Origin of the sequence: Paraburkholderia sp. EG287B, from assembly GCF_040965595.1 — a bacterium.
GTDB lineage: Bacteria > Pseudomonadota > Gammaproteobacteria > Burkholderiales > Burkholderiaceae > Paraburkholderia.
Window position 1 is genome coordinate 26147 of record NZ_JBFRCG010000011.1, and the last position, 22535, is coordinate 48681.

General features: G+C 67.1%; 23 protein-coding genes. 16 read left to right on the forward strand and 7 right to left on the reverse strand.

What is annotated here, in order from left to right:
* Nucleotides 1-39: 39 nt before the first annotated feature.
* The 6 genes from AB4Y40_RS20640 to AB4Y40_RS20665 are packed head-to-tail and all read left to right on the forward strand — an operon-like array spanning nucleotide 40 to nucleotide 4135.
* On the forward strand, nucleotides 40-987 hold the full coding sequence (locus AB4Y40_RS20640; RefSeq protein WP_368689364.1) for a 2-hydroxyacid dehydrogenase: 948 nt from the start codon (nucleotides 40-42) through the stop codon (nucleotides 985-987).
* A gap of 54 nt (nucleotides 988-1041) precedes the next feature.
* Nucleotides 1042-1965, forward strand: coding sequence for a hydroxymethylglutaryl-CoA lyase (locus AB4Y40_RS20645; protein WP_368689365.1), 924 nt, complete (start codon nucleotides 1042-1044; stop codon nucleotides 1963-1965).
* Between the two features lie 40 nt (nucleotides 1966-2005).
* Nucleotides 2006-2512, forward strand: coding sequence for a YbaK/EbsC family protein (locus tag AB4Y40_RS20650; protein ID WP_368689366.1), 507 nt, complete (start codon nucleotides 2006-2008; stop codon nucleotides 2510-2512).
* 2 nt (nucleotides 2513-2514) lie between these two features.
* Entirely contained in the window at nucleotides 2515-2748 is a 234-nt protein-coding gene (locus AB4Y40_RS20655) for a DUF1289 domain-containing protein (protein WP_368689367.1), read from the forward strand.
* Nucleotides 2745-3206, forward strand: coding sequence for a MaoC family dehydratase (locus AB4Y40_RS20660; RefSeq protein ID WP_368689368.1), 462 nt, complete (start codon nucleotides 2745-2747; stop codon nucleotides 3204-3206). Before AB4Y40_RS20655 ends, AB4Y40_RS20660 begins: the two co-directional genes overlap by 4 nt.
* The gene (locus AB4Y40_RS20665) at nucleotides 3203-4135 is read left to right on the forward strand and encodes an MBL fold metallo-hydrolase (RefSeq protein ID WP_368689369.1); all 933 of its coding nucleotides are present in this window, start codon (nucleotides 3203-3205) and stop codon (nucleotides 4133-4135) included. The genes AB4Y40_RS20660 and AB4Y40_RS20665 overlap by 4 nt, the downstream gene beginning before the upstream one ends.
* A gap of 212 nt (nucleotides 4136-4347) precedes the next feature.
* Here AB4Y40_RS20665 and AB4Y40_RS20670 read toward each other — a convergent pair whose 3' ends face one another.
* Nucleotides 4348-5652 (reverse strand): DUF445 domain-containing protein, encoded by a 1305-nt coding sequence (locus AB4Y40_RS20670; RefSeq protein WP_368689370.1) that lies wholly within the window; start codon nucleotides 5650-5652, stop codon nucleotides 4348-4350.
* Nucleotides 5653-5753: 101 nt separating this feature from the next.
* Complete coding sequence (locus AB4Y40_RS20675) at nucleotides 5754-6662, reverse strand: DMT family transporter (RefSeq protein WP_368689371.1); 909 nt, start codon at nucleotides 6660-6662, stop codon at nucleotides 5754-5756.
* 159 nt (nucleotides 6663-6821) lie between these two features.
* Between AB4Y40_RS20675 and AB4Y40_RS20680 the strand changes: the two genes are divergently transcribed.
* Complete coding sequence (locus AB4Y40_RS20680) at nucleotides 6822-7295, forward strand: Lrp/AsnC family transcriptional regulator (protein WP_368689372.1); 474 nt, start codon at nucleotides 6822-6824, stop codon at nucleotides 7293-7295.
* 20 nt (nucleotides 7296-7315) lie between these two features.
* Here AB4Y40_RS20680 and AB4Y40_RS20685 read toward each other — a convergent pair whose 3' ends face one another.
* Nucleotides 7316-8209, reverse strand: a complete 894-nt coding sequence (locus AB4Y40_RS20685; RefSeq protein ID WP_368689373.1) for an alpha/beta fold hydrolase — start codon at nucleotides 8207-8209, stop codon at nucleotides 7316-7318.
* A gap of 217 nt (nucleotides 8210-8426) precedes the next feature.
* Here AB4Y40_RS20685 and AB4Y40_RS20690 point away from each other — a divergent pair, with 217 nt between their 5' ends.
* A complete protein-coding gene (locus AB4Y40_RS20690; RefSeq protein ID WP_368689374.1) occupies nucleotides 8427-9392 on the forward strand; it encodes an NAD(P)H-dependent flavin oxidoreductase in 966 nt (321 codons plus the stop codon).
* Nucleotides 9393-9410: 18 nt separating this feature from the next.
* Here AB4Y40_RS20690 and AB4Y40_RS20695 read toward each other — a convergent pair whose 3' ends face one another.
* From AB4Y40_RS20695 to AB4Y40_RS20705, 3 genes are all read right to left on the reverse strand, one after another.
* Complete coding sequence (locus tag AB4Y40_RS20695; protein ID WP_368689375.1) at nucleotides 9411-10385, reverse strand: LysR family transcriptional regulator; 975 nt, start codon at nucleotides 10383-10385, stop codon at nucleotides 9411-9413.
* Between the two features lie 194 nt (nucleotides 10386-10579).
* Complete coding sequence (locus AB4Y40_RS20700) at nucleotides 10580-11677, reverse strand: porin (protein WP_133185409.1); 1098 nt, start codon at nucleotides 11675-11677, stop codon at nucleotides 10580-10582.
* Nucleotides 11678-12211: 534 nt separating this feature from the next.
* Entirely contained in the window at nucleotides 12212-12769 is a 558-nt protein-coding gene (locus AB4Y40_RS20705; RefSeq protein WP_368689376.1) for a hypothetical protein, read from the reverse strand.
* Between the two features lie 603 nt (nucleotides 12770-13372).
* Between AB4Y40_RS20705 and AB4Y40_RS20710 the strand changes: the two genes are divergently transcribed.
* Entirely contained in the window at nucleotides 13373-14419 is a 1047-nt protein-coding gene (locus AB4Y40_RS20710; RefSeq protein WP_368689377.1) for a bile acid:sodium symporter family protein, read from the forward strand.
* Nucleotides 14420-14667: 248 nt separating this feature from the next.
* Nucleotides 14668-16518, forward strand: coding sequence for an EAL domain-containing protein (locus AB4Y40_RS20715; RefSeq protein ID WP_368689378.1), 1851 nt, complete (start codon nucleotides 14668-14670; stop codon nucleotides 16516-16518).
* Nucleotides 16519-16625: 107 nt separating this feature from the next.
* Here the strand turns inward: AB4Y40_RS20715 and AB4Y40_RS20720 are convergent, their stop codons facing one another.
* On the reverse strand, nucleotides 16626-16781 hold the full coding sequence (locus tag AB4Y40_RS20720; protein ID WP_035512102.1) for a DUF3309 family protein: 156 nt from the start codon (nucleotides 16779-16781) through the stop codon (nucleotides 16626-16628).
* A gap of 229 nt (nucleotides 16782-17010) precedes the next feature.
* Here AB4Y40_RS20720 and AB4Y40_RS20725 point away from each other — a divergent pair, with 229 nt between their 5' ends.
* The 6 genes from AB4Y40_RS20725 to AB4Y40_RS20750 all read left to right on the forward strand — a co-directional run bounded on the left by AB4Y40_RS20725 (nucleotide 17011) and on the right by AB4Y40_RS20750 (nucleotide 22440).
* On the forward strand, nucleotides 17011-18066 hold the full coding sequence (locus tag AB4Y40_RS20725) for a LacI family DNA-binding transcriptional regulator (RefSeq protein ID WP_368689379.1): 1056 nt from the start codon (nucleotides 17011-17013) through the stop codon (nucleotides 18064-18066).
* Between the two features lie 73 nt (nucleotides 18067-18139).
* Nucleotides 18140-19477 carry an AGE family epimerase/isomerase gene (locus tag AB4Y40_RS20730; protein WP_368689380.1) on the forward strand — a complete coding sequence of 446 codons (1338 nt, stop codon included), beginning with the start codon at nucleotides 18140-18142 and terminating at the stop codon, nucleotides 19475-19477.
* A 16-nt stretch (nucleotides 19478-19493) separates the two neighbouring features.
* Complete coding sequence (locus AB4Y40_RS20735) at nucleotides 19494-20477, forward strand: carbohydrate kinase (protein ID WP_321923026.1); 984 nt, start codon at nucleotides 19494-19496, stop codon at nucleotides 20475-20477.
* Between the two features lie 207 nt (nucleotides 20478-20684).
* On the forward strand, nucleotides 20685-20906 hold the full coding sequence (locus AB4Y40_RS20740) for a hypothetical protein (protein WP_069265166.1): 222 nt from the start codon (nucleotides 20685-20687) through the stop codon (nucleotides 20904-20906).
* A 109-nt stretch (nucleotides 20907-21015) separates the two neighbouring features.
* A complete protein-coding gene (locus AB4Y40_RS20745) occupies nucleotides 21016-21261 on the forward strand; it encodes a hypothetical protein (RefSeq protein ID WP_368689381.1) in 246 nt (81 codons plus the stop codon).
* 312 nt (nucleotides 21262-21573) lie between these two features.
* On the forward strand, nucleotides 21574-22440 hold the full coding sequence (locus AB4Y40_RS20750; RefSeq protein WP_368689576.1) for an ion channel: 867 nt from the start codon (nucleotides 21574-21576) through the stop codon (nucleotides 22438-22440).
* The last annotated feature ends 95 nt before the right edge of the window (nucleotides 22441-22535 follow it).

Here is a 22535-nt window from a genome sequence, read left to right on the forward strand (position 1 = left end):
CGAGGCGCGCAGCCGTTACCAGGGACAGGTTCACCCATCATGAAGATCATTTTCTGGTTCCCGCAGACCGACGCCTCCACGTGGCTCCACGGCCTCGCGCGCGCCCTGCCCGATGCCGAGTTGCGCGAGTGGCAGCCCGGCGACACCGACCCCGCCGACTACGCGGTCGTCTGGCACCCGCCGCGCGAACTTTTCGGCGTGCCGGGACTTCGCGCCATCTTCAATCTGGGTGCGGGCGTCGACGCGATCCTCGCCCACGAACGCGAGCGGCCGGGCACGCTGCCCGGCACCGCCATGCTCGTGCGGCTCGAAGACTCGGGCATGGGCCGGCAAATGAGCGAGTATGTGCAGCATGCCGTGCTGCGCTACCTGCGCCGCTTCGACGAATACGCGCTCGCCCAGGCGCGCCGCGAATGGCACGTGCTCGCGCCGCATCCACACGAGACCTTCACGGTGGGCGTGCTGGGTCTCGGCGTGCTGGGCGCGCAGGTCGCGCACGCGATCGCCTCGCTCGGCGTGCCGGTGCGCGGCTTTTCGCGCAGCATGAAGACGATCGAGGGCATCGAAACGTATTCGGGCGAATTGCACGGCGAGCAGTTCGACGCCTTCCTCGACGGCGTGAAACTGCTCGTGAACCTGCTGCCCGCCACGCCCGACACCGAAAGCGTGCTCAATGCGCGCACCTTCGGCAAGCTCTCGCGCGGCGCGTATCTCGTGAACGTGGCGCGTGGCACGCATCTGGACGAACCGGACCTGCTCGACGCGCTGGCCAACGGCACGCTCGCGGCGGCAACGCTCGACGTGTTCCGCGAAGAGCCGCTGCCGCCCGATCACCTGTTCTGGCGCGAGCCGCGTATCACGATCACGCCGCACAGTTCGGCGCTCACGTTGCGCGACGAGGCGATCTCGCAGGTCGCCGACAAGATCGGCGCACTGGCTCGCGGGGAGACCGTGAGCGGCGTGGTGCATGTCGGGCGCGGTTACTGAACGTCGCGGCAGCACATCGCGAAGCCTTTTCAAAATATCGTTGGAGACACGGCAATGGCATTACCCACCGCAGTGAAAATCGTCGAAGTCGGCCCGCGCGACGGCCTGCAGAACGAGAAGGAATTCGTTCCCACCGCAACCAAGATCGAACTGATCAACCGGCTCTCGGCCGCGGGCTTTCCGAACCTCGAGGCCGCCTCGTTCGTCTCGCCGAAATGGGTGCCGCAGATGGCCGACGGCGCCGAAGTCATGGCCGGCATCGAGCGCCGCAGCGGCGCGATCTATTCGGTCCTCACGCCGAACATGCGCGGCTTCGAAGGCGCGCTCGCCGCGCGCGCGGACGAGATCGTGATCTTCGGCGCGGCAAGCGAGGCGTTCTCGCAGAAGAACATCAACTGCTCGATCGCGGAAAGCATCGAGCGCTTCGCGCCCGTGGCGCAAGCCGCGAAGGAGCACGGCGTGCGCATTCGCGGCAGCGTGTCGTGTGCGCTCGGTTGCCCGTATCAGGGCGAAGTGCCGGTCGCTTCGGTCGTCGATGTCGTGGAGCGCTTCGCCGCGCTTGGCTGCGACGAGATCGATATTGCCGACACCATCGGCGTGGGCACGGCGAAGCGCGTGCACGAAGTGTTCGAGGCGGTGACGAAGGTGTTCCCGCGCGAGCGCCTGTCGGGCCACTTCCACGACACCTACGGCCAGGCGCTCGCCAACATCTACGCGGCGCTCGAAGAAGGCATCGCCATTTTCCACGCCTCGGTGGCGGGCCTCGGCGGCTGTCCGTATGCGAAGGGCGCCACGGGCAACGTCGCGACCGAAGACGTGCTGTACCTCATGAACGGCCTGGGCATCCATACCGGCGTCGACCTGAACCAGGTCGTCGCGGCGGGCGACTTCATTTCGACCGCCATCGGCCGGGCCAACGTCTCGCGCGCGGGCAAGGCCCTGCTTGCGAAGGCCCGCAGCGAAGCCGCCTGCGCGTGACGCGCGACCCATCGAATCGTAGTACGAAGGAAATCAACTCATGACGGAAACCCTCGACAACCTCGACGCCCTGCCCGAGTCCGCGCGCCGTGTCGCCCTGATGCTGCGCGAGCGCGGCCACGCCAGACCCGTCGTGATGCTGCCCGAGACCGGCAAGACTTCTGCCGAAGCCGCCGCGGGCCTTGGCTGCGAAGTCGCGCAGATCGCCAAGTCGATACTGTTCCGCCGCCGCGCAGACGACGCGCCCGTGCTCGTGATCGCGAGCGGCGCGAACCGCGTGGACGAAAAGAAAGTGGCTGCGCACGTGGGCGAGATCGGCCGCGCCGACGCGAAGTTCGTGCGCGAGAAAACCGGCTATGCCATCGGCGGCGTGTGCCCGATCGGCCACGCCACGACGCCCGTCACGCTGATCGACGCCGATCTGTTCGAGCTCGAAAGCCTGTGGGCCGCCGCCGGCCATCCGCATGCGGTGTTCAACCTCTCGCCACAGGAACTCGAAGCGCTGACCGGCGCGCCCGTGGTGGACGTCGCGCTGCGCGACGCGTGAGCATGACCGCGAGTCACGCCACCGTCACGCCGCCGCCCTCGCCTTGCATCAACATCTGCCGCATGGATGAGCGCAGCGGCTTGTGCGAGGGATGCCTGCGCACCATCGACGAAATTGCCGGCTGGTCCACGTTCGACGACGAGGCGAAACGCGCCGTCTGGGATGCGATCGAGACGCGGCACACCGAATGGGTCGCGCAGCGCTTCGCATCGGCGTCGCAAGGAGAAAAACAATGAACGCGCCCGCCCGCGTCGTCACGGTCGGCGAGACGTTCCGCTCGACGCTTCAGCTCACGCCCGAATCGGTGAAATCGTTCGGACTGCTCGTGAACGACCTGAACCCGTTGCACCACGACGAAGCCTACGCGGCGCAAAGCCGCTTTGGCGGCCTGATCGCATCGGGCACGCAACCCACCGCGCATTTCATGGCGCTGCTCGCCACGCACTACTCGCAGTATGCACAACCGCTCGGGCTCGAATTCGACATGAAGCTCAAGCGCGCCGCCCACGCGAACGACACGATCACGTTCGAGTGGCGCGTGGATGAAGCGTGGTGGAAGCCGAGCCTGAACGGCGATCTCGTGAAGCTCGTGGGCGAGGCCGTGAACCAGAAAGGCGAAACGCTCGTGGTCGGGCGCGCGACGATCCTCGTCATGCCCAAGGCCGGGCACACACCGGCGCATGCACCGGCATGAGCGCCGCGCCCGCACTGCCTGAATCGATCCGCGTGTTCGAGCGTGGCTGGCTGTCGTCGAACAACGTGCTGCTCGTCGATGAGGCGCGCGCCGCACTCGTCGATACCGGCTACGCCACGCACGCCGAACAGACGCTCGCGCTCGTGCGCCACGCGCTCGGCCCGCGCGCACTCGACCTCATCGTCAACACGCACCTGCACTCCGACCATTGCGGCGGCAACGCACGGCTGCAGGCGCAATGGCCCTGCGCGACGCTGATCCCCGCGGCGAGCGCGCCGATCGTGCGCGACTGGGACGAGGCGCGTTTGAGCTTTCTCGCCACCGGGCAGACCTGCGACCGATTCGCGTTCACAGGCACGCTCGCGGCGGGCGAACGGCTCGCGCTAGGCGGCTTCGAATGGGAAGTGATCGGCGCGCCGGGGCACGACCCCGACTCGGTGATGCTCTACGCTGCCGGGCCGCGGCTGCTCATCAGCGCCGATGCGCTTTGGGAGCACGGCTTCGGCGTGATTTTTCCCGAGCTCGAAGGCGAAAGCGGGTTCGCCGAGCAGCATGCGGTGCTCGAAGCCATCGCGAAGCTCGACGTGCGGGTGGTGATTCCGGGCCACGGCAAGCCGTTCACCAACGTCGAGGCGGCGCTGGAGCGCGCGTTCTCGCGCCTCGCCTGGCTGCGCGCCGACCCGGCCCGCAACGCGAAGAACGCGCTCAAGGTGCTGATCGTCTTCAAGCTGCTGGAAGTGCGCACGATGACCTTCGACTCGCTACTGGCGATGCTGGAAAACGCCGCCTCCCTGCACGCCGCGGCGCAGCAACTCGCCTCGCGCGGCGCGTGGCCGGCGCTGCTGCGCGAACTGGCTGGGGAACTGGCGAAGAGCGGCGCGCTGGTCGTGGACGGCGAACGCCTCGAAGCCCCGGCGGCCGAGGTCTAGCCGGGCTGCAGCGAAAAGCGGGAAAAGCGCGAAAAAAAACGCTCGTCCGTTTCCGGACGAGCGTTGGAATTAGCTCTGACGTGATCAAACTGTCGAGCCGATGATACTCGCGCCAGAATTCCCGAAGCATCGGTGATTTCCCTACAGATGACCTACGAGCGCAGGCCTGACGCATGCTCACAGGACCCATTCATCTGGAATCCGAATCAATCTCACTGCCCGAGCTTGAGCCGCACCAGCTCGAACAGATGCGAACACAGGTAGAGTCCGAGCCCGATCGCGCCGCCGATCACCGTGCCGTTCACGCGGATTTTCTGCAGGTCCTTGCCGATTTTCAGTTCAATGAGCCGCGACGTCTCGCGCGTATCCCAGTTCTTCACGGTGTCGCGAATGTGATGCGTGAGGTAACGCGCAAAGTCGGGCGCCATGGCGCGCGCGGCGTCTTCGAGATGGCCGTTGAGCGAGGCGCGCAGGTCAGCATCGGCGGCGAGCGTCTCGCCTAGCCACTGGCCCGTTGCGGCGACCTTCGCGTGCAGCGCCGAGTCTTCGCGCTCCAGATCGTCGCGCAGCCACGCGCGCAGGCTGTCCCACAGCGCGCGCGTGTAATCGTTGAGCGCGCCGCCCTCGCGCAGGCTCGCCTTCAGTTCCTCGCCCTTGCGCAGGAACGCCGGATCGCTCTTGAGCTTCACGATCAGCTTTTCCACGACCTCGTCGAACTTCTGGCGCAGATGATGCTCGCGATCCTCGCTCACCTGCAGCAGCAGCCGGTTCACGGCGCTTTCCACCACGCGCGCGCCGCTCTCACCGATCCACTCACTCGGCAAAAACTTCTCGGTCGTCGGATAGTCGCTCTTGAGCCAGTCGACGATGGCCGATGCGACGAAGGCGCGCGTGCCGTCGTCGCGCAACACAATGGCGAGCTGCTCGAGCATCTGGTCGAGCAGCTCCTGGTGGCGGCCGTCGCGGGTGAGCGTGTCGAGAATCGCGCCCGCCGACTTCGAGATGTCGACGCGCGCGAGCGCCGCGTGCAGGCTGTCGCGGATGAAGCCCTGGATGCGCGCGTCGTCGGTGAGGCCGAGCACGCCCGACATCATGCGCACCGCGTAGTCGCCCAGGCGCTGCGCATTCTGCGGCGCGGTGAGCCAGCCGGAAAGCCGCGCCACCGGATCGTGGCGCCGGATCAGCCCGACCAGCGAACCGACGTCGAGAAACTTGTCGCGCACGAAGGCGGCGAGTTCGTCGGCGATGCGCTCCTTGTTGCGCGGAATCACGCCCGTATGCGCCGAAACGAACGGTATCGGAACGCGCCGGAACAGCGCGACCACCGCGAACCAGTCGGCGAGGCCGCCGACCATGGCGGCTTCGCTCACGGACTTGACGCCGTCCGTCACGACGCCAGGTGGAAAAAAGAGTGCCGTGCCGGCGAACACGAGTGCTGCAGCCAGCAGAAACGCCAGCGCCTGGCGCTTGGCGCGCGCGAGTTCGGCTTCGTCCCGGGGGGCGTGCAAAGGCGTCATGAGGAGCAGGGAGTCGCGGATTCGAATCGCGACATTATGCTGCCCGCGCGCCAACCGCTGCTCGCCGGAACGCCCCGTCAGCGCTGCACGCTCGCTACGCCTCAGGCCGAACGCGCGCTTCGGCGGTGCGGCACGATGCGCCAGCCGAGATTCACGCCCGCCGCCGCGACGAGGATGAGCGCGGCGCCCACCACCTGGATCCACGCGAGACGCTGGCCGAACGCGAACCAGTCCACGAGGATCGCGACCACGGGGTAGATGAACGAGAGCGCGCCCGTCATCGCCGTGGGCAGCTTCTGGATCGCGCCGTAGAGCAGCACGTACATGATGCCCGTGTGTACGATGCCGAGCGTGACAAGCTGCGCCCAGTGCAGCGGCGTAGCGGGCAGCGTGCCGTAGTGGATGAACGGCGCGAGCGCGAGCGCGCCGAACGCGAGCTGCACGAGTGCGATGAGGTGCGGCGGCGTGGCCTTGAGATGGCGCGTGATGATCGACGAAATCGCGTAGAGAAACGCCGCGCCCGCCGCGTAGGCCACCCCCTGCAGATACTCGCCGGGCACCGCGAGCACGGCGGGCTGCACCTCGACCACGCACACGAGGCCGAGGAAGGCCACCGCCAGCCACGCCACCGTCGACGCGCTCACTCGCTCGCGCAGAATGACCACGCCGAGACCGACCAGCATGAACGGCTGCGTGTTGTAGACGGCCGTGGCCATGGAGATCGACGCACGCGAATAGGCCGCGAACAGCAGCACCCAGTTCGCGACGATGGCCGCGCCACCCAGCACGGCGAGCGCGAGCGTGCGCGGCGGCAGGTGCTTGCGGCGCAGCAGGCCGAGCGCGGCGCACACGAGCGTGAGCGTCGCGCCGCCCAGCACGCAGCGCAAAAAGGCGATGTTGATCGGGGCCTGCCGCGAGGCGACCACGAGCCAGCCGATGGTGCCGGACATCAGCATCGCGACGATCATCTCGGCGGCGCCGCGGCGAATTTCAGGAGTGTTGGAAGACATGAGCTTGCATCCTCGTTGTAGCGGACGAAGGGCGCGCAGCCCTTCGCATCTGCAAGCCAGTTTATCGGCTGCAAGGCGAGGAATACATGGCTAAACTTAGGCGAGAGGCAAGACTTGCCTTCGATTGAAAGGCCAACCTGGCGGAGCACCCGCGCAATCATGAACCGACGTCCGAACCCCACGCCCGCCGCTGCCCCGCTCGACGACATCGACCGCATGCTGCTCGCGGCGCTCGCCGAGGACGCCCGCACGAGCGTCGCCGAACTCGCCAAGCACGTGGGGCTGTCGGCGCCGAGCACGTCCGAGCGGCTGCGCCGGCTCGAAGCGCAAGGCGTGATTGGCGGCTATACGGTGCAGATCGATCCGCGCGCGCTCAGCTACACCTTGCAGGCCATCGTGCGCGTGAAGCCGCTGCCCGGACAGTTGCATCTGGTGGAAGAGGTGCTGCGGCGCATTCCCGAATTCGTCGAGTGCGACAAGGTCACGGGCGACGACTGCTTCATCGCCCGGCTCTATCTGCATTCGATCGAACAGCTCGACGAGATTCTCGCGAAAGTCACCGAGCGCGCCGAAACCAGCACCGCCATCGTCAAGTCCACGCCGGTGCCGCGCCGCCTGCCGCCGCTGCGCTGAAGCCCGGGCGCGGCAGCCCGTCAGTGCTCCGTGGCCTCGAAGAACGCCAGCATCTCCTCGACCAGCGCCTCGCTCGCCTCCTCGGGAATGTAATGGCCGCACGGCAGCGCGCGCCCGCTCACGTCGCGCGCCACCTTGCGCCATTCGGCGAGCGGGTCGAAGCAGCGCTCGATCACCCCTTCCGCGCCCCACAGCACGCGCAGCGGGCACGCCACCTTGTTGCCGCGCTCGAGATCGGCGCGGTCGTGCTCGAGGTCGATGGTGGCCGAGGCGCGGTAGTCCTCGCACATCGCGTGCACGGCGCCCGGCTGGCGCAGCGCCGCGCGATAGGCGCCCAGCGCCTTCGGCGCGAACGGTGCAAGACCCGCGTGACGGCTGCCCATGACGCGCTCGATATAGACGTCGGGGTTCGCTTCGATCAGCGTCTCCGGCAGCGGCGCGGGCTGGATCAGGAAGAACCAGTGGAAGTAGAGCGTGGCGAACTCGCGGTCGGTTTGCTCGTACATGGCGAGCGTGGGCGCGATGTCGAGCAGCATGAGCCGTTCGACGGCGTCGGCGTGGTCGAGCGCCATGCGGTGCGCGACGCGCGCGCCGCGGTCGTGCGCGCACACGAGAAAACGCTCGTAACCGAAATGGCGCATGACTTCGACCTGATCGGCCGCCATCGCGCGTTTCGAATAGGCGGCGTGCGTGTCGTCGCTGGCCGGTTTCGAGGAGGCGCCGTAGCCGCGCAGATCCGTCGCGATGACGGTGAAGTGCTGCGCGAGCGAGGTGGCGCACCGATGCCAGATCATATGCGTCTGCGGATGGCCGTGCAGCAGCAATAGCGGCGGTCCGTCGCCGCCCTTCACGCCGCAGATGTCTACGCCGCCCGCAGTGCGAACGGTGAAAGGCTGGAATCCGTCGAAGGGCATGGGGCTAGTCTCTTGTGTTTGTTGGTCTGCGGTCATTGTATGAGGCGCACGCGACTCGAAAATGTGCTTTTGGGCCCACAGCGATAGAAACCGAGCACTCCCTCGAAAACCGCACGAGCGACCCGCACGTGCGATGCCCGATCGGCCCCACGCCTATAATCGAACGGCCGATTTCGCGCCCCCGCCATCAATCGAAGCGCCGCAAGGAGACCTCCCCATGGCACTGCCCGCCGTCCTGCAAAACCTCTCGCTGCCCGTCGTGGGCTCGCCGATGTTCATCGTCAGCTATCCGGATCTGGTGCTCGCGCAGTGCAAGGCGGGCATCGTCGGCTCGTTTCCGGCGCTCAACGCGCGCCCCGCCGAGGAGCTGGGCGTCTGGCTCACGCAGATCCGCGAGGAGCTCACCGCTTACCAGAGCGCGAACCCCGAAGCCGTCATCGGGCCGGTCGCCGTCAACCAGATCGTGCATCAGTCGAATGCGCGGCTGGAGCACGACGTGCGCGTGTGCGTCGAGCACCATGTGCCGATCTTCATCACGAGCCTGCGCGCGCCGCCGCGCGAACTGCTCGACGCGGTGCACAGCTACGGCGGCATCGTGCTGCACGATGTCATCAACCTGCGCCACGCCGGCAAGGCGCTCGAAGCGGGCGTGGACGGCCTGATCCTCGTGGCCGCGGGCGCGGGCGGCCATGCGGGTACGACCTCGCCGTTCGCGCTGGTGGGCGAAGTGCGGCGTATCTTCGACGGCCCGATCGTGCTGTCGGGGGCGATCGCCAACGGCGGCTCGATCCTCGCCGCCCAGGCCATGGGCGCGGACCTCGCCTACATGGGCACGCGCTTCATCGCGACGAAAGAGGCGCACGCCGTGGACGACTACAAGCACGCCATTCTCGAAGCGAAGGCCGCCGACATCGTCTACACGAACCTCTTCACGGGCGTGCACGGCAATTACATTCGCGAGAGCATCGTGAACGCCGGGCTCGATCCCGATGCGCTGCCCGAGTCGGACAAGTCGAAGATGGATTTCGGCGCGGGCACCTCGAAGGCGAAGGCCTGGAAAGACGTGTGGGGGGCGGGTCAGGCCGTGGGCCTGATGGACGACGTGCCCTCGGTGGCGGATCTCGTGGCACGCCTGAAGCACGAGTACGAGGCGACGAAGGCGCGGCTGGGCGTGGGCCGCTGAACGCAGGCGGGCCTGGCTTCAATCCCGGCCGGACGCAATGCGTGCGGCATCGGCATTGAGCGCCGCCGCGCGGATCGCCTCCACGCCCGGCCACAGCTCGCGCTCCGAAAAGCGCGCGGCCAGGAAATCGACGAACGAGCGCACCTTCGCCGACAGATGGCGGCGGCTCGCGTACACGGCGTAGATCGGCAGCTCGCGCGGCGGCAGTGCGTCGACGAGCAGCGGCACGAGGCGCCCTTCGGCGATATCGTCGCCCACCACCTCGGTGCCGAGCATCGACAGCCCGCCGCCTTGCAGCACCACCACGCGCAGCGCTTCCAGGTGATTGACGATGAGGTTGCCGCCTGGCTTGGGCTTCACGCCGCCCGCGCCCTCTGCGAACGGCGCGAGTTCCTGGGCCGAAGCCCCCGCGTACTGAACGAAGTTGTGCCGCGCGAGATCGGCCACGCTTTTCGGCGCGCCGTGGCGGCGCAGGTACTCGGGCGAGGCGCACAGCACGATGTGCGCGGTGGCGAGCGGCCGCGCGATCAGCGACGACGACTTGAGCCCTGACGGCGCGGCGCGGATCGCCACGTCGAAGCCCTCGTCGATCAGCTCGACCACGCGGTCGGACAGCGTGATGTCGACGGTCACCTGCGGAAACCCCGCGGCGTAGTCGGCGACCGCGCCCATCACATGACGCAGCCCGAACGCCGTGAGCGACGACACGCGCAGCCGCCCCTGCGGCACCACGCTCGCCGCGCCCACCGCCTGGCCGGCCTCGTCGAGTTCGGTGAGCGCCTGGGCCACGCGCTCGTAGTACTCGCGCCCCGCCTCGGTGGGTGCGACGCGGCGCGTGGTGCGGTTCAACAGGCGCGCGCCGAGTTGCTGCTCCAGATGCATCACATGCTTGCTCGCCATCGCGGCGGACATGTTCATGCGCTCGGCCGCCGCGACGAAGCTGCCCGCCTCCACCACCTGGCGAAACACTTTCATGCTGACGAGGGTATCCATTGCGCGGCCTTCAACTCGAACATAAATGAACGGGAATCAATCGACGATATTTTCCTCGTTTTATCAAATACGGGTGTTGAAACGCGCAGGCGTGCTAGGCGTGCTTTATGTCAGGCGGCCCGGAAAGCAAAAACCCCGCGCTGCACGCAGCGCGGGGTTTTCGCGTCGAACTTCGAACTGACAGGCTGCGCCGCCTAGAACTTCGCGCGCATGCCCACGCCGTAGGTCTGGCCGCTCGACATGTTGTCGAAGTGGTCGTACATGTACGCGGCGTAGATATCGGTGCGCTTGGAGAGCGGGTAGTCGTAGCCGATCGCCGCCGTCTGGCGCGTCTGGTTCAGGCCGCCGCCGTCGCGCGAGTACGCATACGAGGCCATGACCGTGCCCGGGCCGGCCGGGACCGTCACGCCGCCCTGGGCCGTGTTGACGTGCCAGCTGCCCACCTGCTGCCAGTTCGCCGTGTACATGTACTGGCCGAAGAACTTCACGTACTTGAGGTCGTACGAGAGGCCGACCTGCGCCACGCCCTGGCTCTTCAGGCCGATGATGGTCGTGTCGCCGCTCACGATGCTGCCGATGTCGCCCGGCGTGTTGTTGAAGTTCACGTACTGGTAGACCGCCGTGGCCGCGAACGGGCCATGGAAGTACAGACCCTGCACGCTCCACTTCTTCGAGCCGTTCTGGCCGGCCTGGTTGCCGAATGCATACATGGCCGAACCCGAGAGGCCGTTGAAGTTGGGCGTCGAGTACTGCACGGCGTTGTTCCAGCCCGAGTCGCCCACCACACCCTGGTCGGTCGTGTAGGTCGGGAACGTCGAGAGGCCGAGGTACACGTGGTAGACCATCGGCGAGAAGGTGTACGAATCGATGAACGGGTTGAAGAGAATCGTCGAGACGAACAGCTGCGTCGTCAGGCGCCCCGCTGTGACCGTGCCATACGGCGATTCGAGGCCGACGTACGCATTGCGCGCGAAGAACGTGTCGCCCGCGAAGCGGCCGTACTGGCCGTTCTGCGCGCGGAAGAAGCTTTCCAGCGTAAAGATCGCCTTGTAGCCGCCGCCCAGATCTTCCGATCCCTTCATGCCCCAGTACGACGTGGACATGCCCCCGCCGCCCACGTTCCAGGCGGTCTGGCCGCCCGGAAATTTCGTCGCCCCGACCCACTCGTCGACCTGGCCGTAGAGCTGGACGCTCGACTGCGCAAACGCCGACGACGACGCGGCGGCAAGAACAGCGGCGAGCGCGCTCGCCTTCAGGGTAGTGCGCAGCGCGCGGCTGACCGTTGTATTCATGGGTTCTCCAGTCTTTGTCAAAAAAGGGTGTCGGGCGGCTGAGGCGCTCGCGCAAAGCTTTATTTTTCGTCGTTCGCAGGCGTGGCCGTTCTGGGCGGATCCATCTTTGCGGACCATTTTTATGGTCAAAAATAACCGGTGTTATTGCCGGTATATCGGGCGGATTAGTTTGCCGCCGATCGAACCCGGTTTGCCGCTGTCGACTCTGCTTTGCGCTGCGCTGCGTCACGGTTAATCGCGGCCTGCCGGGCCGCGCCCAGTGGGGCGCTCCCACACGCGCGTGGCTGCGAATGACGCGCCGCCGAAACGAAAGCGAGATTTGAGACGAAAGGGTTCTGTATGACGAGAGTTTTCAAAAAAAGTGTGGTATCCACGCGTCAGTTTTCGCGGCATGGACGAACGCAACTTGTTTTGGACGTGTTTCGGCGGCGCTAACAGGTCAATACCTGAAGCGAATCCTGAGGAGAATCAAACGAAGCAAGCGGGAAAAAGCGTGCGGAGGGAAGAAAACAAAAGCGGGCCGCGAGGCAGCGCTCAATTGCGGTAAGGCGAAGGCATGGGCGGACGCGGCACCTCGCCGCCGTTGCGCGGGTATTGCCGGTAGCTGCCGCCGCGCTCCTCGTTGTAGCGGGCGACGTCTTCGCGGATCGAGCCCGCGCGCACCGGCGAGTCGGCCGGCGGATGCGGCACCGGGCGCGATTCCGCGCTCACGGGCGTGATGGGATTGCCACCACGATAGCCACCGTAGCCGCCGAACGGCGTGCCGTAGCTGTAGTCGCGATGGGGCGCCTGCTGCTGGACCTGACCTTGCCACTGGTTCGGCGCACGGTTGCCGCCGCGCTCGTACCGGCCGCCCTGGTCGGCCACACGCATGGGCGAAGCGGCACCGCGGTAAGCGGCGGGGCCACGGCCGCGTTCAGGGCCGCCGTGATAGCCGCCGCCCCACGCCATGCCGCCACCGCCGCCGCGCGGCGCGGGCATCGAGTGCATGGTGGGCATCGTCGGCATGGAAGGCGCGCGCGCGAAGCCGCCGCCCCCGCCGTGCCCTGGAAAACCGGGCTGAGCATGGGCGAGCGCAACGAGGGCCGCCAATCCAGCCCCCAAGACCCACTGTCCCAGTTTTGACAACCCTACGTGCATTGTGACGTTTCACCTGCCCGACATTTGCGCCTGGCACCCGCCACTCGGGCCATGGCGGGCCAGTCCCGGGACGCTCGCCGCGCGAGCGCGTAACGATTGCCGCCACAACGGTCCGGGCGTCCCTTTGACGGTAATTTATGGGCGTGCCGAATGGGTGTCGAGCCAAAAGATGTTATGCCGCCCGAAGGGTTGTAACACCATGTTACTGCTGGGTTTTCTGGCTTCGGGTGCACCCTGGGAAGGCCGCCTGGCAAGGCTCTGATGGCAGGTCTGGGAACGGTTCGTTTTATGCTTGATTCCCGTCTGAAGATCTGAAGAATACGCGGAGTCCTGACGACTTTTGCGGCCCGGGAATACCCCTCGCACGTCGATGAGGAATCCCGCAGAAAGGGGCATCGGTACTGGCGATACATGCGTATCCTTCATTAATCAATGCTTCAAATGAATTTGCTTTTTCAATCGGCTTGCGCCGACAATAGACGATCCGATTCACCCGTTGCACGCACATCGATCTGCGTGCAGCCAGGCGCCCAGGCGCGCATTTGAGATTGTCCGATGGCACGTCCGAAATTCCTGCCCGATAACTTCACCCTTTGCCTCGTCGGCACGGTGATTCTTGCGAGCCTGTTCCCGGTGCACGGCCAGGCCGCCACCGGTTTCAACTGGCTGACCAATGTGGCCGTCGGCCTGTTGTTCTTCCTGCACGGCGCCAAGCTCTCACGCGAGGCGATCATCGCTGGCGCGACGCACTGGCGGCTGCATATCGTCGTGCTGCTCAGCACCTTCGTGCTCTTTCCGGCGCTGGGCCTCGCGCTCAAGCCCGTGCTTTCGCCGCTCGTCACCCCGGCGCTCTACGCGGGCGTGCTGTTCCTCTGCACGCTGCCGTCCACGGTGCAGTCGTCCATCGCCTTCACCTCGATCGCGCGCGGCAACGTGCCCGCCGCCGTGTGCAGCGCTTCGGCGTCGAGCCTGATCGGCATCTTCGTCACGCCCGCGCTCGTGAGCCTGATCGTCACGAACCAGAGCGCGAGCGGCGGCTCGGCCTGGCACACCGTGTGGAACATCGTGCTGCAACTGCTCGTGCCGTTCGTGGCGGGCCAGCTGCTGCGCCCCGTGATCGGCCGCTGGATCGAGCGCAACAAGGGCGTGCTCAAGTTCGTCGATCAGGGCTCGATCCTGCTCGTGGTGTTCGGCGCGTTTTCCGAGGCCGTGAACGAAGGGCTCTGGCATCACATTCCGCTCACCGCGCTCGGCGGCCTGCTCGTGGTGAACGCCGTGCTGCTCGCGCTCGCGCTCGGGATCACGATGTTCACGAGCAAGAAGCTCGGCTTCTCGCGCGTCGACCAGATCACCATCATTTTCTGCGGCTCGAAGAAGAGCCTCGCGGCCGGCGTGCCGATGGCAAAGGTCATCTTCGCCTCGAACGCCGTGGGCGCGGTCGTGCTGCCGCTCATGCTGTTCCACCAGATCCAGCTCATGGTGTGCGCGGCGCTCGCCCAGCGCTGGGGCGCCCGCGACATGAGCGCCGAGCGCGCCGCCAGCGCGGGCGACGAATCGCGCGCCGGCGCGAGCGAGCGCAGCGCCGCCGCCGCGCGCCGCTGAGCGTCGCTCAATCCATCTCAATACGTCATGCGGCGCGGCGGCTTCTCGCCGCCCCGCTGCAGCCAATGCCGCGGCTAGTGCCCGGCGTCTCCCCCTCCCCCTCCCCCGCCTGCCTCCCCTCCCCGCGTCACGCGCGCATCCGCCGCACGCCCAAAGATTGGGCATCCCCGCGCTGTCACCAAAATTTCATTTAATTCATCCGATGATATGCCGTTAAGTTCATCGTCTTCGCCCGTTCCGGCCTGTCCATGTCTGCTCCCGCGCCACTCCTGCACGCGGCGCCCGGCGTCGGGGCGCTGATCGCCCAGCGCCAGCTGCGTGCCGTCTTCCAGCCCATCGTCGATTTCGAGGGTGGCGCGATCCTCGGCTACGAAGGCCTGATTCGCGGGCCGGCCGGCTCGCCGCTCGAAACGCCCGCCGCCCTCTTCGCGCGCGCCGGTGACGAACAGTGCACCGCCGCACTCGAGCGCGCAGCCGCCCGCACCTGCATCGAAACGTTCGCGAGACTCGACTGCCCCGGCAAGCTGTTCCTCAATTTCAGCGCCGACGCGCTGCGCCAGCTCACCGCCGACGGCGACGCCGCGCTCGCCCTCTTCGACGGCCCGATCGACCCCACGCGCGTCGTGATCGAGCTCACCGAGCAAAGCGCCATCCACGACCTGCGCAATTTTTCGCCGGTCGTCGAAACGCTGCGCGCGGCCGGCGCCCAGTTCGCGCTCGACGACTACGGCACGGCCAACGCCAGCCTCAACCTCTGGGTGCAGTTGCAGCCGGATGTCGTGAAGATCGACCGCTTCTTCATCCACGACATCGCCAACGACGCGCTCAAGTTCGAAGCCGTGCGCGCCGTGCAGCATTTCGCGCAGGCGAGCGGCACCCGTCTCGTGGCGGAAGGCATCGAGAACGCGGCCGACCTGATCGTGCTGCGCGACATGGGCATCGACTGCGGCCAGGGCTTTTTCTTCGGCCGCCCCAACGTGGAGCCGCTGCGCGTGCTCGCCCGCGAAGCGCGCGAGGCGATTCGCGCAGACCATATCGCCGTGTTCCCCGAGGCCACGCGCAGCGCCGCCACGCAGCCCGCGGGCGGCGGCGCCCCCGCCAGCAAGATGCTCGTGCGCGCGCCCGCGCTGCCGCGCCAGGCGACCAACAACGACGTGCTCGAACTGTTCAACGGTCAACCCGACCTGCACGCGGTGGCCGTGGTGGAAGACGAAGCGCCCATCGCGCTCATCAACCGGCGCGCGTTCATGGACCGCTATGCGCTGCCGTATCACCGCGAGCTGTTCGGCAAGAAGGCCTGCCTGCAATTCGCCAACGCGCAGCCAGTGCTGATCGAGCAGTCGATGACGGTCGAGCAGATGGCGACGCTGCTCGTCAGCGACGACCAGCGCTATCTCGCCGATGGCTTCGTCATCACCGATAACGGCCGCTACGCCGGGCTCGGCACCGGCGAGAGCCTCGTGCGCGCCGTAACGGAGGTGCGCATCCAGGCGGCGCGCTACGCCAATCCGCTCACCTTCCTGCCGGGCAATATCCCCATCAGCTCGCATATCGAGCGTCTGCTGTCGCACGACGCGGGCTTTCACGCGTGCTATGTCGACCTGAACCAGTTCAAGCCCTTCAACGATCAGTACGGCTACTGGCAGGGCGACGAGGTGCTGAAGTTCGCGGCGACAGTGCTCGCCGATGCCTGCGACCCCACGCGCGACTTCCTCGGCCACGTGGGCGGCGACGACTTCCTGATCCTGTTCCAGAGCGAGACATGGCGCGAGCGCGCGCGCCAGGCGATCGAAACGTTCAACGAGGGTGCGCAGCGCTTCTACGCACCGGGCGACCGCCTCGCGGGCGGCATCCACGGCGAGGATCGCCACGGCAACGCCACCTTCTTCACCTTCGTGACGATGGCGATCGGCTGCGTGCACATCGCGCCGGGCGAAGGCGCGCAGCACAGCAGCGACGCCATCGCCTCGCTCGCGGCCCTCGCCAAGCGCCGCGCGAAACAGGAAGCGAGCGGACTCGTCGTGATCGACGGCAGCGCGAGCGCCAACCTCGTGCCCACGCTCAGCTCGGCAGCAGGCGAAACCGCCGGCACAGCATAGCGGCCTGAACCTCCCCTGCGGCAGCCCAGAACAGGAACGGGCCGGCCGCGCGGCTCATGCCGCGCGCCGGCCCGTTTTGCTTGCGTTGCCTGACCGCTGCGCTGTCGCTAGATCGTCCCCATCAACACCAGCACGACCACCACGACGACGATGATGCCGAGCGTGCCCGAAGGCGCGTAGCCCCAAGAGCGGCTATGCGGCCACGCTGGGAACGCGCCAATGAGCAGCAGGATCAGAATGACCAGAAGCAGGGTGCCGAGCATGATGCCTCCGTAAGTCGACTGTTGGTGTCCGTCTTTCCGCAACCGTCGTGCCCGCGCGCGTTTAGTTGATTTTACTAAACATGAATGTTTGCGTTTATTTCATTGTTTACTGGTATTTACCTGGAATTCGAGACGTAGATTCGGGTTTTTCGAACAGATTTTTACTATACAATCGCCGCACACCTGACCATACCCGGAACGCTCACTGCGCCACCGCCAGCCAGGAATCATGGGGACAACCATTCGTGACGTCGCGCAAGCCGCCAACGTGTCGATCGGCACGGTGTCGCGCGCGTTGAAGAACCAGCCGGGCCTCTCCGAGGCCACGCGCGAGCGCATCGTCGGAGTCGCGCGCACGCTCGGCTACGACTGCGCGCAACTGCGTCCGCGCATTCGCCGGCTCACCTTCCTGCTCCATCGCCAGCACAACAACTTCGCGGCCAGCCCGTTCTTCTCGCACGTGCTGCACGGCGTGGAAGACGCCTGCCGCGAACACGGCATCGTGCCCGCACTGCTCACCGCCGGCCCCGCCGACGACACCGTCCAGCAGTTGCGCCTGCACGCACCCGACGCCATCGCCGTGGCGGGCTTCGTCGAGCCGGAAATGCTCGCCGCGCTCGTCGCGCTGCAACGGCCGCTCGTGCTGATCGACCTGTGGGCGGCGGGTCTGCGCTCGGTGAACATCGACAACGCGGCGGGCGCCGCGCTCGCCATGCAGCATCTGTTCGAACTGGGGCGGCGGCGCATTGCGTTCATCGGCGGCTCGCTCGCGCACTACAGCATCGCGCAGCGCGCGCTCGGCTACCGGCGCGCGTTCTTCGAGGCAGGCCTGTTGTTCGACCCGTCGCTCGAAACGACGATCGACGGCGGGCTCGATCCCGACACGGGCGCGTCGCTCGCCATGCAGCGCTTGATCGATGCGGCGAACGCCGCCTCGCGCCCGCCGCCCGACGCGCTCTTCGCCTACAACGACGCCGCCGCGCTCGCGGCCATGCGCGTTTGCCTCGCCAATGGCCTGCGCGTGCCCGAGGACATCGCCATCATCGGTTTCGACGACATCGCGGGCGCCACGCACGCCACGCCGCCGCTCTCGACGATCGCCGTCGACAAGGAAGCACTCGGACGGCGCGGCGTCGAGCTGCTGCTCGAAGAAACGCCTGCCGCGAGCGAAATCCGTTTGCCGGTCCAGCTCGTCGCACGTGCGAGCACGCTGGGTGCGGCGTCATCGAATCTCGTTGCCGCGCACGCTGTCCATCATGCTGCAAGCGCACCGCAAAGCGCCTGACGCGCGCCGTCGAAACACGCCGAACACACATCGAAATTACGCTGAAGCCACGTCCAGGACAGAAGAGAAAGCCATGACGATGACCGCCGACACCGCCACCTCCGCCTTCGCACAACCCGTCGCCGTACCGGGCGTCGCGAGCTTTCGCGACCGCGGCTTCCTGCTCGGCCACGTGCAGGACACGCTGCGCTTTTACGCGCCGAACGTGCTCGATCCCTCGGGCGGCTTCTTCCACTACTTCCGCGACGACGGCTCGATCTACAACGCGCACTCGCGGCACCTCGTGAGCAGCTGCCGCTACGTCTTCAACTATGCGATGGCGTATCGCGAATTCGGCGATCCGCAGCACCTCGAATACGCGCGCCACGGCCTGCAATTCCTGCGCGAGGGTCACTGGGACCCGCAACTGCAGGGCTACGACTGGGAGCTCGACTGGCGCGACGGCAAGAAGCGCGTGCTCGACGCCACGCGCCACTGCTACGGCCTCGCGTTCGTGCTGCTCGCCTACGCGCATGCGGCGATGGCCGGCATCGAGGAAGCGCGGCCGATGATCGGCGCGACCTTCGATCTGATGGAACACCGCTTCTGGGACGGCGCGGCGGGCCTCTACGCCGACGAGGCGAGCCCCGACTGGATCGTCTCGGGCTATCGCGGCCAGAACGCCAACATGCACACGACCGAGGCGCTGCTCGCGGCCTACGAGGCGACGGGCCACCTCGTCTATCTCGACCGCGCCGAGCGCGTCGCTTCGAACATCACGCTGCGCCAGGCGAAGCTCTCGCAAGGGCTCGTGTGGGAGCACTTTCACGCGGACTGGTCGGTGGACTGGCACTACAACGAGGAAGACAGCTCGAACATCTTCCGCCCGTGGGGCTTCCAGCCGGGCCATCAAACGGAGTGGGCGAAGCTGCTCCTGCTGCTCGAACGCCACCGGCCGCTGCCCTGGCTGCTGCCGCGCGCGATCGAACTGTTCGACGCCGCCATGGCGCACGCCTGGGACAACGATCACGGCGGCCTCTACTACGGCTTCGGCCCGGACGGCACCGTGTGCGATCACGACAAGTACTTCTGGGTGCAGGCGGAAACTTTCGCCACGGCGGCGCTGCTCGGCAAGCGCACCGGCAACGAGCGCTTCTGGGACTGGTACGACGAAATCTGGCGCTACAGCTGGGCGAATTTCGTCGATCATCGTTACGGTGCGTGGTATCGCATCCTCACCTGCGACAACCGCAAGTACAGTGACGAGAAGAGCCCCGCCGGCAAGACCGACTATCACACGATGGGCGCGTGCTACGAAGCGCTGAACGCGCTGCCCGGACGCGGCATGGCGCCGGTGGTGGGGCGCGAGGAAGCGACCGCTGCCGACGCTGGTGGCGCGACCGGCATGACGGGCACGAGCGGCCAGAACTAGAGAGAGGAACACGACGATGAGCACCTGCAGCACCGGTCCGGACTTTTCGTCCGGCTTCCCGGCCTTCATCTCGGCCGGCGACATCCTCACCGATCTCGTGCGCACCCCCGCGCCCGAAGGCACGCCGCACACGTCGCAACCCGGCGCACCGGGCATGGACTCGCACTGGCGCGCGCATCCTGGCGGCGCGGGCTGGAACGTCGCGCGCGCGGTCGCGCGCCTCGGGCTGCCCACGGCGAGCGTGGGGGCGCTCGGCGTCGACAACTTCTCGGACGAACTCTGGAACGCGAGCGTGGCCGCCGGTCTCGACATGCGCTTCATGCAGCGCGTGGAGCGCGCGCCGCTGCTCGCGATCGTGCATCAGACGCATCCGCCCGCGTACTACTTCATCGGCGACAACAGCGCCGACCTCGCCTTCGATCCCGCGAAGCTGCCCGAAGGCTGGCGCGCGCACGCCAAGTGGGCGCACTTCGGCTGCATCAGCCTCGTGCGCCAGCCGCTCGGCGAAACGCTCGCCACGCTCGCCGCCGAGCTGCGCGCGGCCGGCGTGAAGATCAGCTTCGATCCGAACTACCGCAATCTCATGGCGCACGGCTACGAGCCGATCCTGCGCCGCATGGCCGCGCTCGCCGATCTCATCAAGGTCTCCGACGAAGACCTGCGCATGCTGTTCGCGGGCAAGAGCGAGGCCGAAGCCATCGAAGCGGTGCGCGCGCTCAATCCGGCCGCCACGCTGCTCGTCACGCGCGGCGCGCAGGCGGCCACGCTCTATGTGGGCAACGAGGTGATCGAGGCGGCGCCGCCGCGCGTCGAAGTGGCCGATACGGTGGGGGCCGGCGACGCGTCGATCGGCGGGCTGCTGTTTAGCCTCATGAGCGCGCCGCAGCGCAACTGGCGCCAGCATCTCGCCTTCGCGCTCGCCGCGGGCGCGGCCGCGTGCCGCCGGCCCGGCGCGCATTCGCCGACGCTCGACGAAGTCGTCGCGCTGCTCGCCGACTAAACTCGCCCGCGGCGCGCCGTCTGGCGCGCCGCCCGGACACCGCGCGGGGCTGACACGAAAGCGCCGCGCCGCCGTCATATGCGTGTCCCGCAGCCGCGCGGGCAACGTGCTAGCATGGAATCTCCCTCTTGCGGGTCGGGCGCGACGCTTGCGCGCCTTCATCCACGTGACCCGTCGAGGGGAGTTTCCTTCCGCGAGGAGCACGTTATGGAAGACGTCAGCTACACCAAGGGGATCTACACGGCCGTCGCCACAGTGCGGCCCATGAACGCCGGCCAGTACCAGGGCCTGGTCTCCCTGGCGCGCGACGACGGCGAGGAACTCGAAAACGCGGTGTATGAAGTCGAAGCCGCATCGGGCACGCCGGAAGAAGCTCTCGAAGAAGCCAAGGCGCTGGCGCATCGCATTCTCGGCGAACTCGAACTGTAAGTCGCCGCGGTGAGCCCGGTGCCCGCTCAGGGACTGCCGGCAGCGCTGCATGAGACGGGGGTGCTCTGCATGGGGCCGCACGACGTGCGGTCGTGAGGAGAGGTTAGCCATGTCCGAACAGCTCTTTCTATACGGCGTCTACGCCATCCACGTGCATCCGCTCGAACTGCAGGGCGCTCGCTGGGACGCCGAGTATCAGATCACGCATCGCGACAAGGCCGTCCAGGCGTGGGTCACGGTCGGCGGCAACGCGGGCTTCGAGGCGCCCACGCAAGCCGTGGACGCCGCGCGCCGCCAGGCGATCGCCGATATCGAACACGGCGCGGGCATTCCGAAGCCGCACGGGTTTCCGTAAGCCTTTCGTTCGACGCCGCTCCTGCCGCGTCTCATTCCTGCTCTCGTCGCGCCAGCCCTGCGCCCTGCCAGCGCGCGTTGGCGCGTGCCCGCTTGTCCTGCCCCTGCGCCATTGCTACGCTCTTCTCCTGACTTCAGATCCGCAGGGACCATCATGACGTCCGAGACGCCGGAGCGCTTCGCCAACCAGGAAGCGGCCCAGCAAGCCGATGCGGCATCCGCGGCTTCGCCGGGCGTTGATGTGGACGCCTGCAAGGCCGAAACGCCCGCGGGGCCCAAGAAAAAAGCCAGACGCGGCACGCCGCGCAAGCTGATGATCGGCACGCGCGAGGTGCTCGTCTACGGCATGCCGCAGTCCTGGGGCGACTTCTATCACACGGCGCTCACCATGCGCTGGCCCACCTTTTTTGCGTCGCTCGCGGCCCTCTTCCTGCTCATGAACGGCGTGTTCGCGTGCCTCTACCAGCTCGGCGCCGCGCCCATCGCCAACCAGTACCCGCAGGGCTTCCTCGGCGCGTTCTTCTTCAGCGTGGAAACGCTCGCCACCGTTGGCTACGGCGACATGCATCCGCAAACGCTCTACGCGCATATCGTCGCCACGCTGGAAATCTTCGTCGGCATGTCGGGCATCGCGTTGGCGACCGGCCTCGTGTTCGCGCGCTTCTCGCGCCCGCGCGCCAAGATCATGTTCGCGAGCCAGGTGGTGGTGCACCCCATCGAAGGCCGCATGACGCTGATGGCGCGCGCCGCCAACGCCCGCCAGAACGTGATCGCCGAAGCGGGCGCGAAGCTGCGGCTCATCCGCATCGAAACCTCGTCGGACGGCTTTCGCGCGCGGCGCATCCACGACCTCAAGCTCGTGCGCGACCAGCATCCGCTCTTCACGCTGGGCTGGAATCTCATGCACGTGATCGACGAGTCGAGCCCGCTCTACGGCGTCACACCCGAGATGCTGGCCGAGCAGCACGGCACGCTGCATGTCGTGATCGAGGGCTCCGACGAGTCGACCGCGCAGACCATGCAGGCGCGCTTTAGCTGGTCGGACCGGCAGATCCGCTGGGACTACCGCTACGTCGACCTGATGAGCGATGCGGACGGCGTGAGCACGATGGACTACACGCATTTTCACGATGTCGTGCCGTTCGATCGGGCGAAGCCCTACGCGCCTCGGACGATCTGACGGATTGTCCCGAAGGCCGATCCGGACGGGATCGCGTCGAGGCAGAGAAAATCTCTCTCCAAAATCGCCCGGCACGGGCAGGCTCTCGCGCGAAT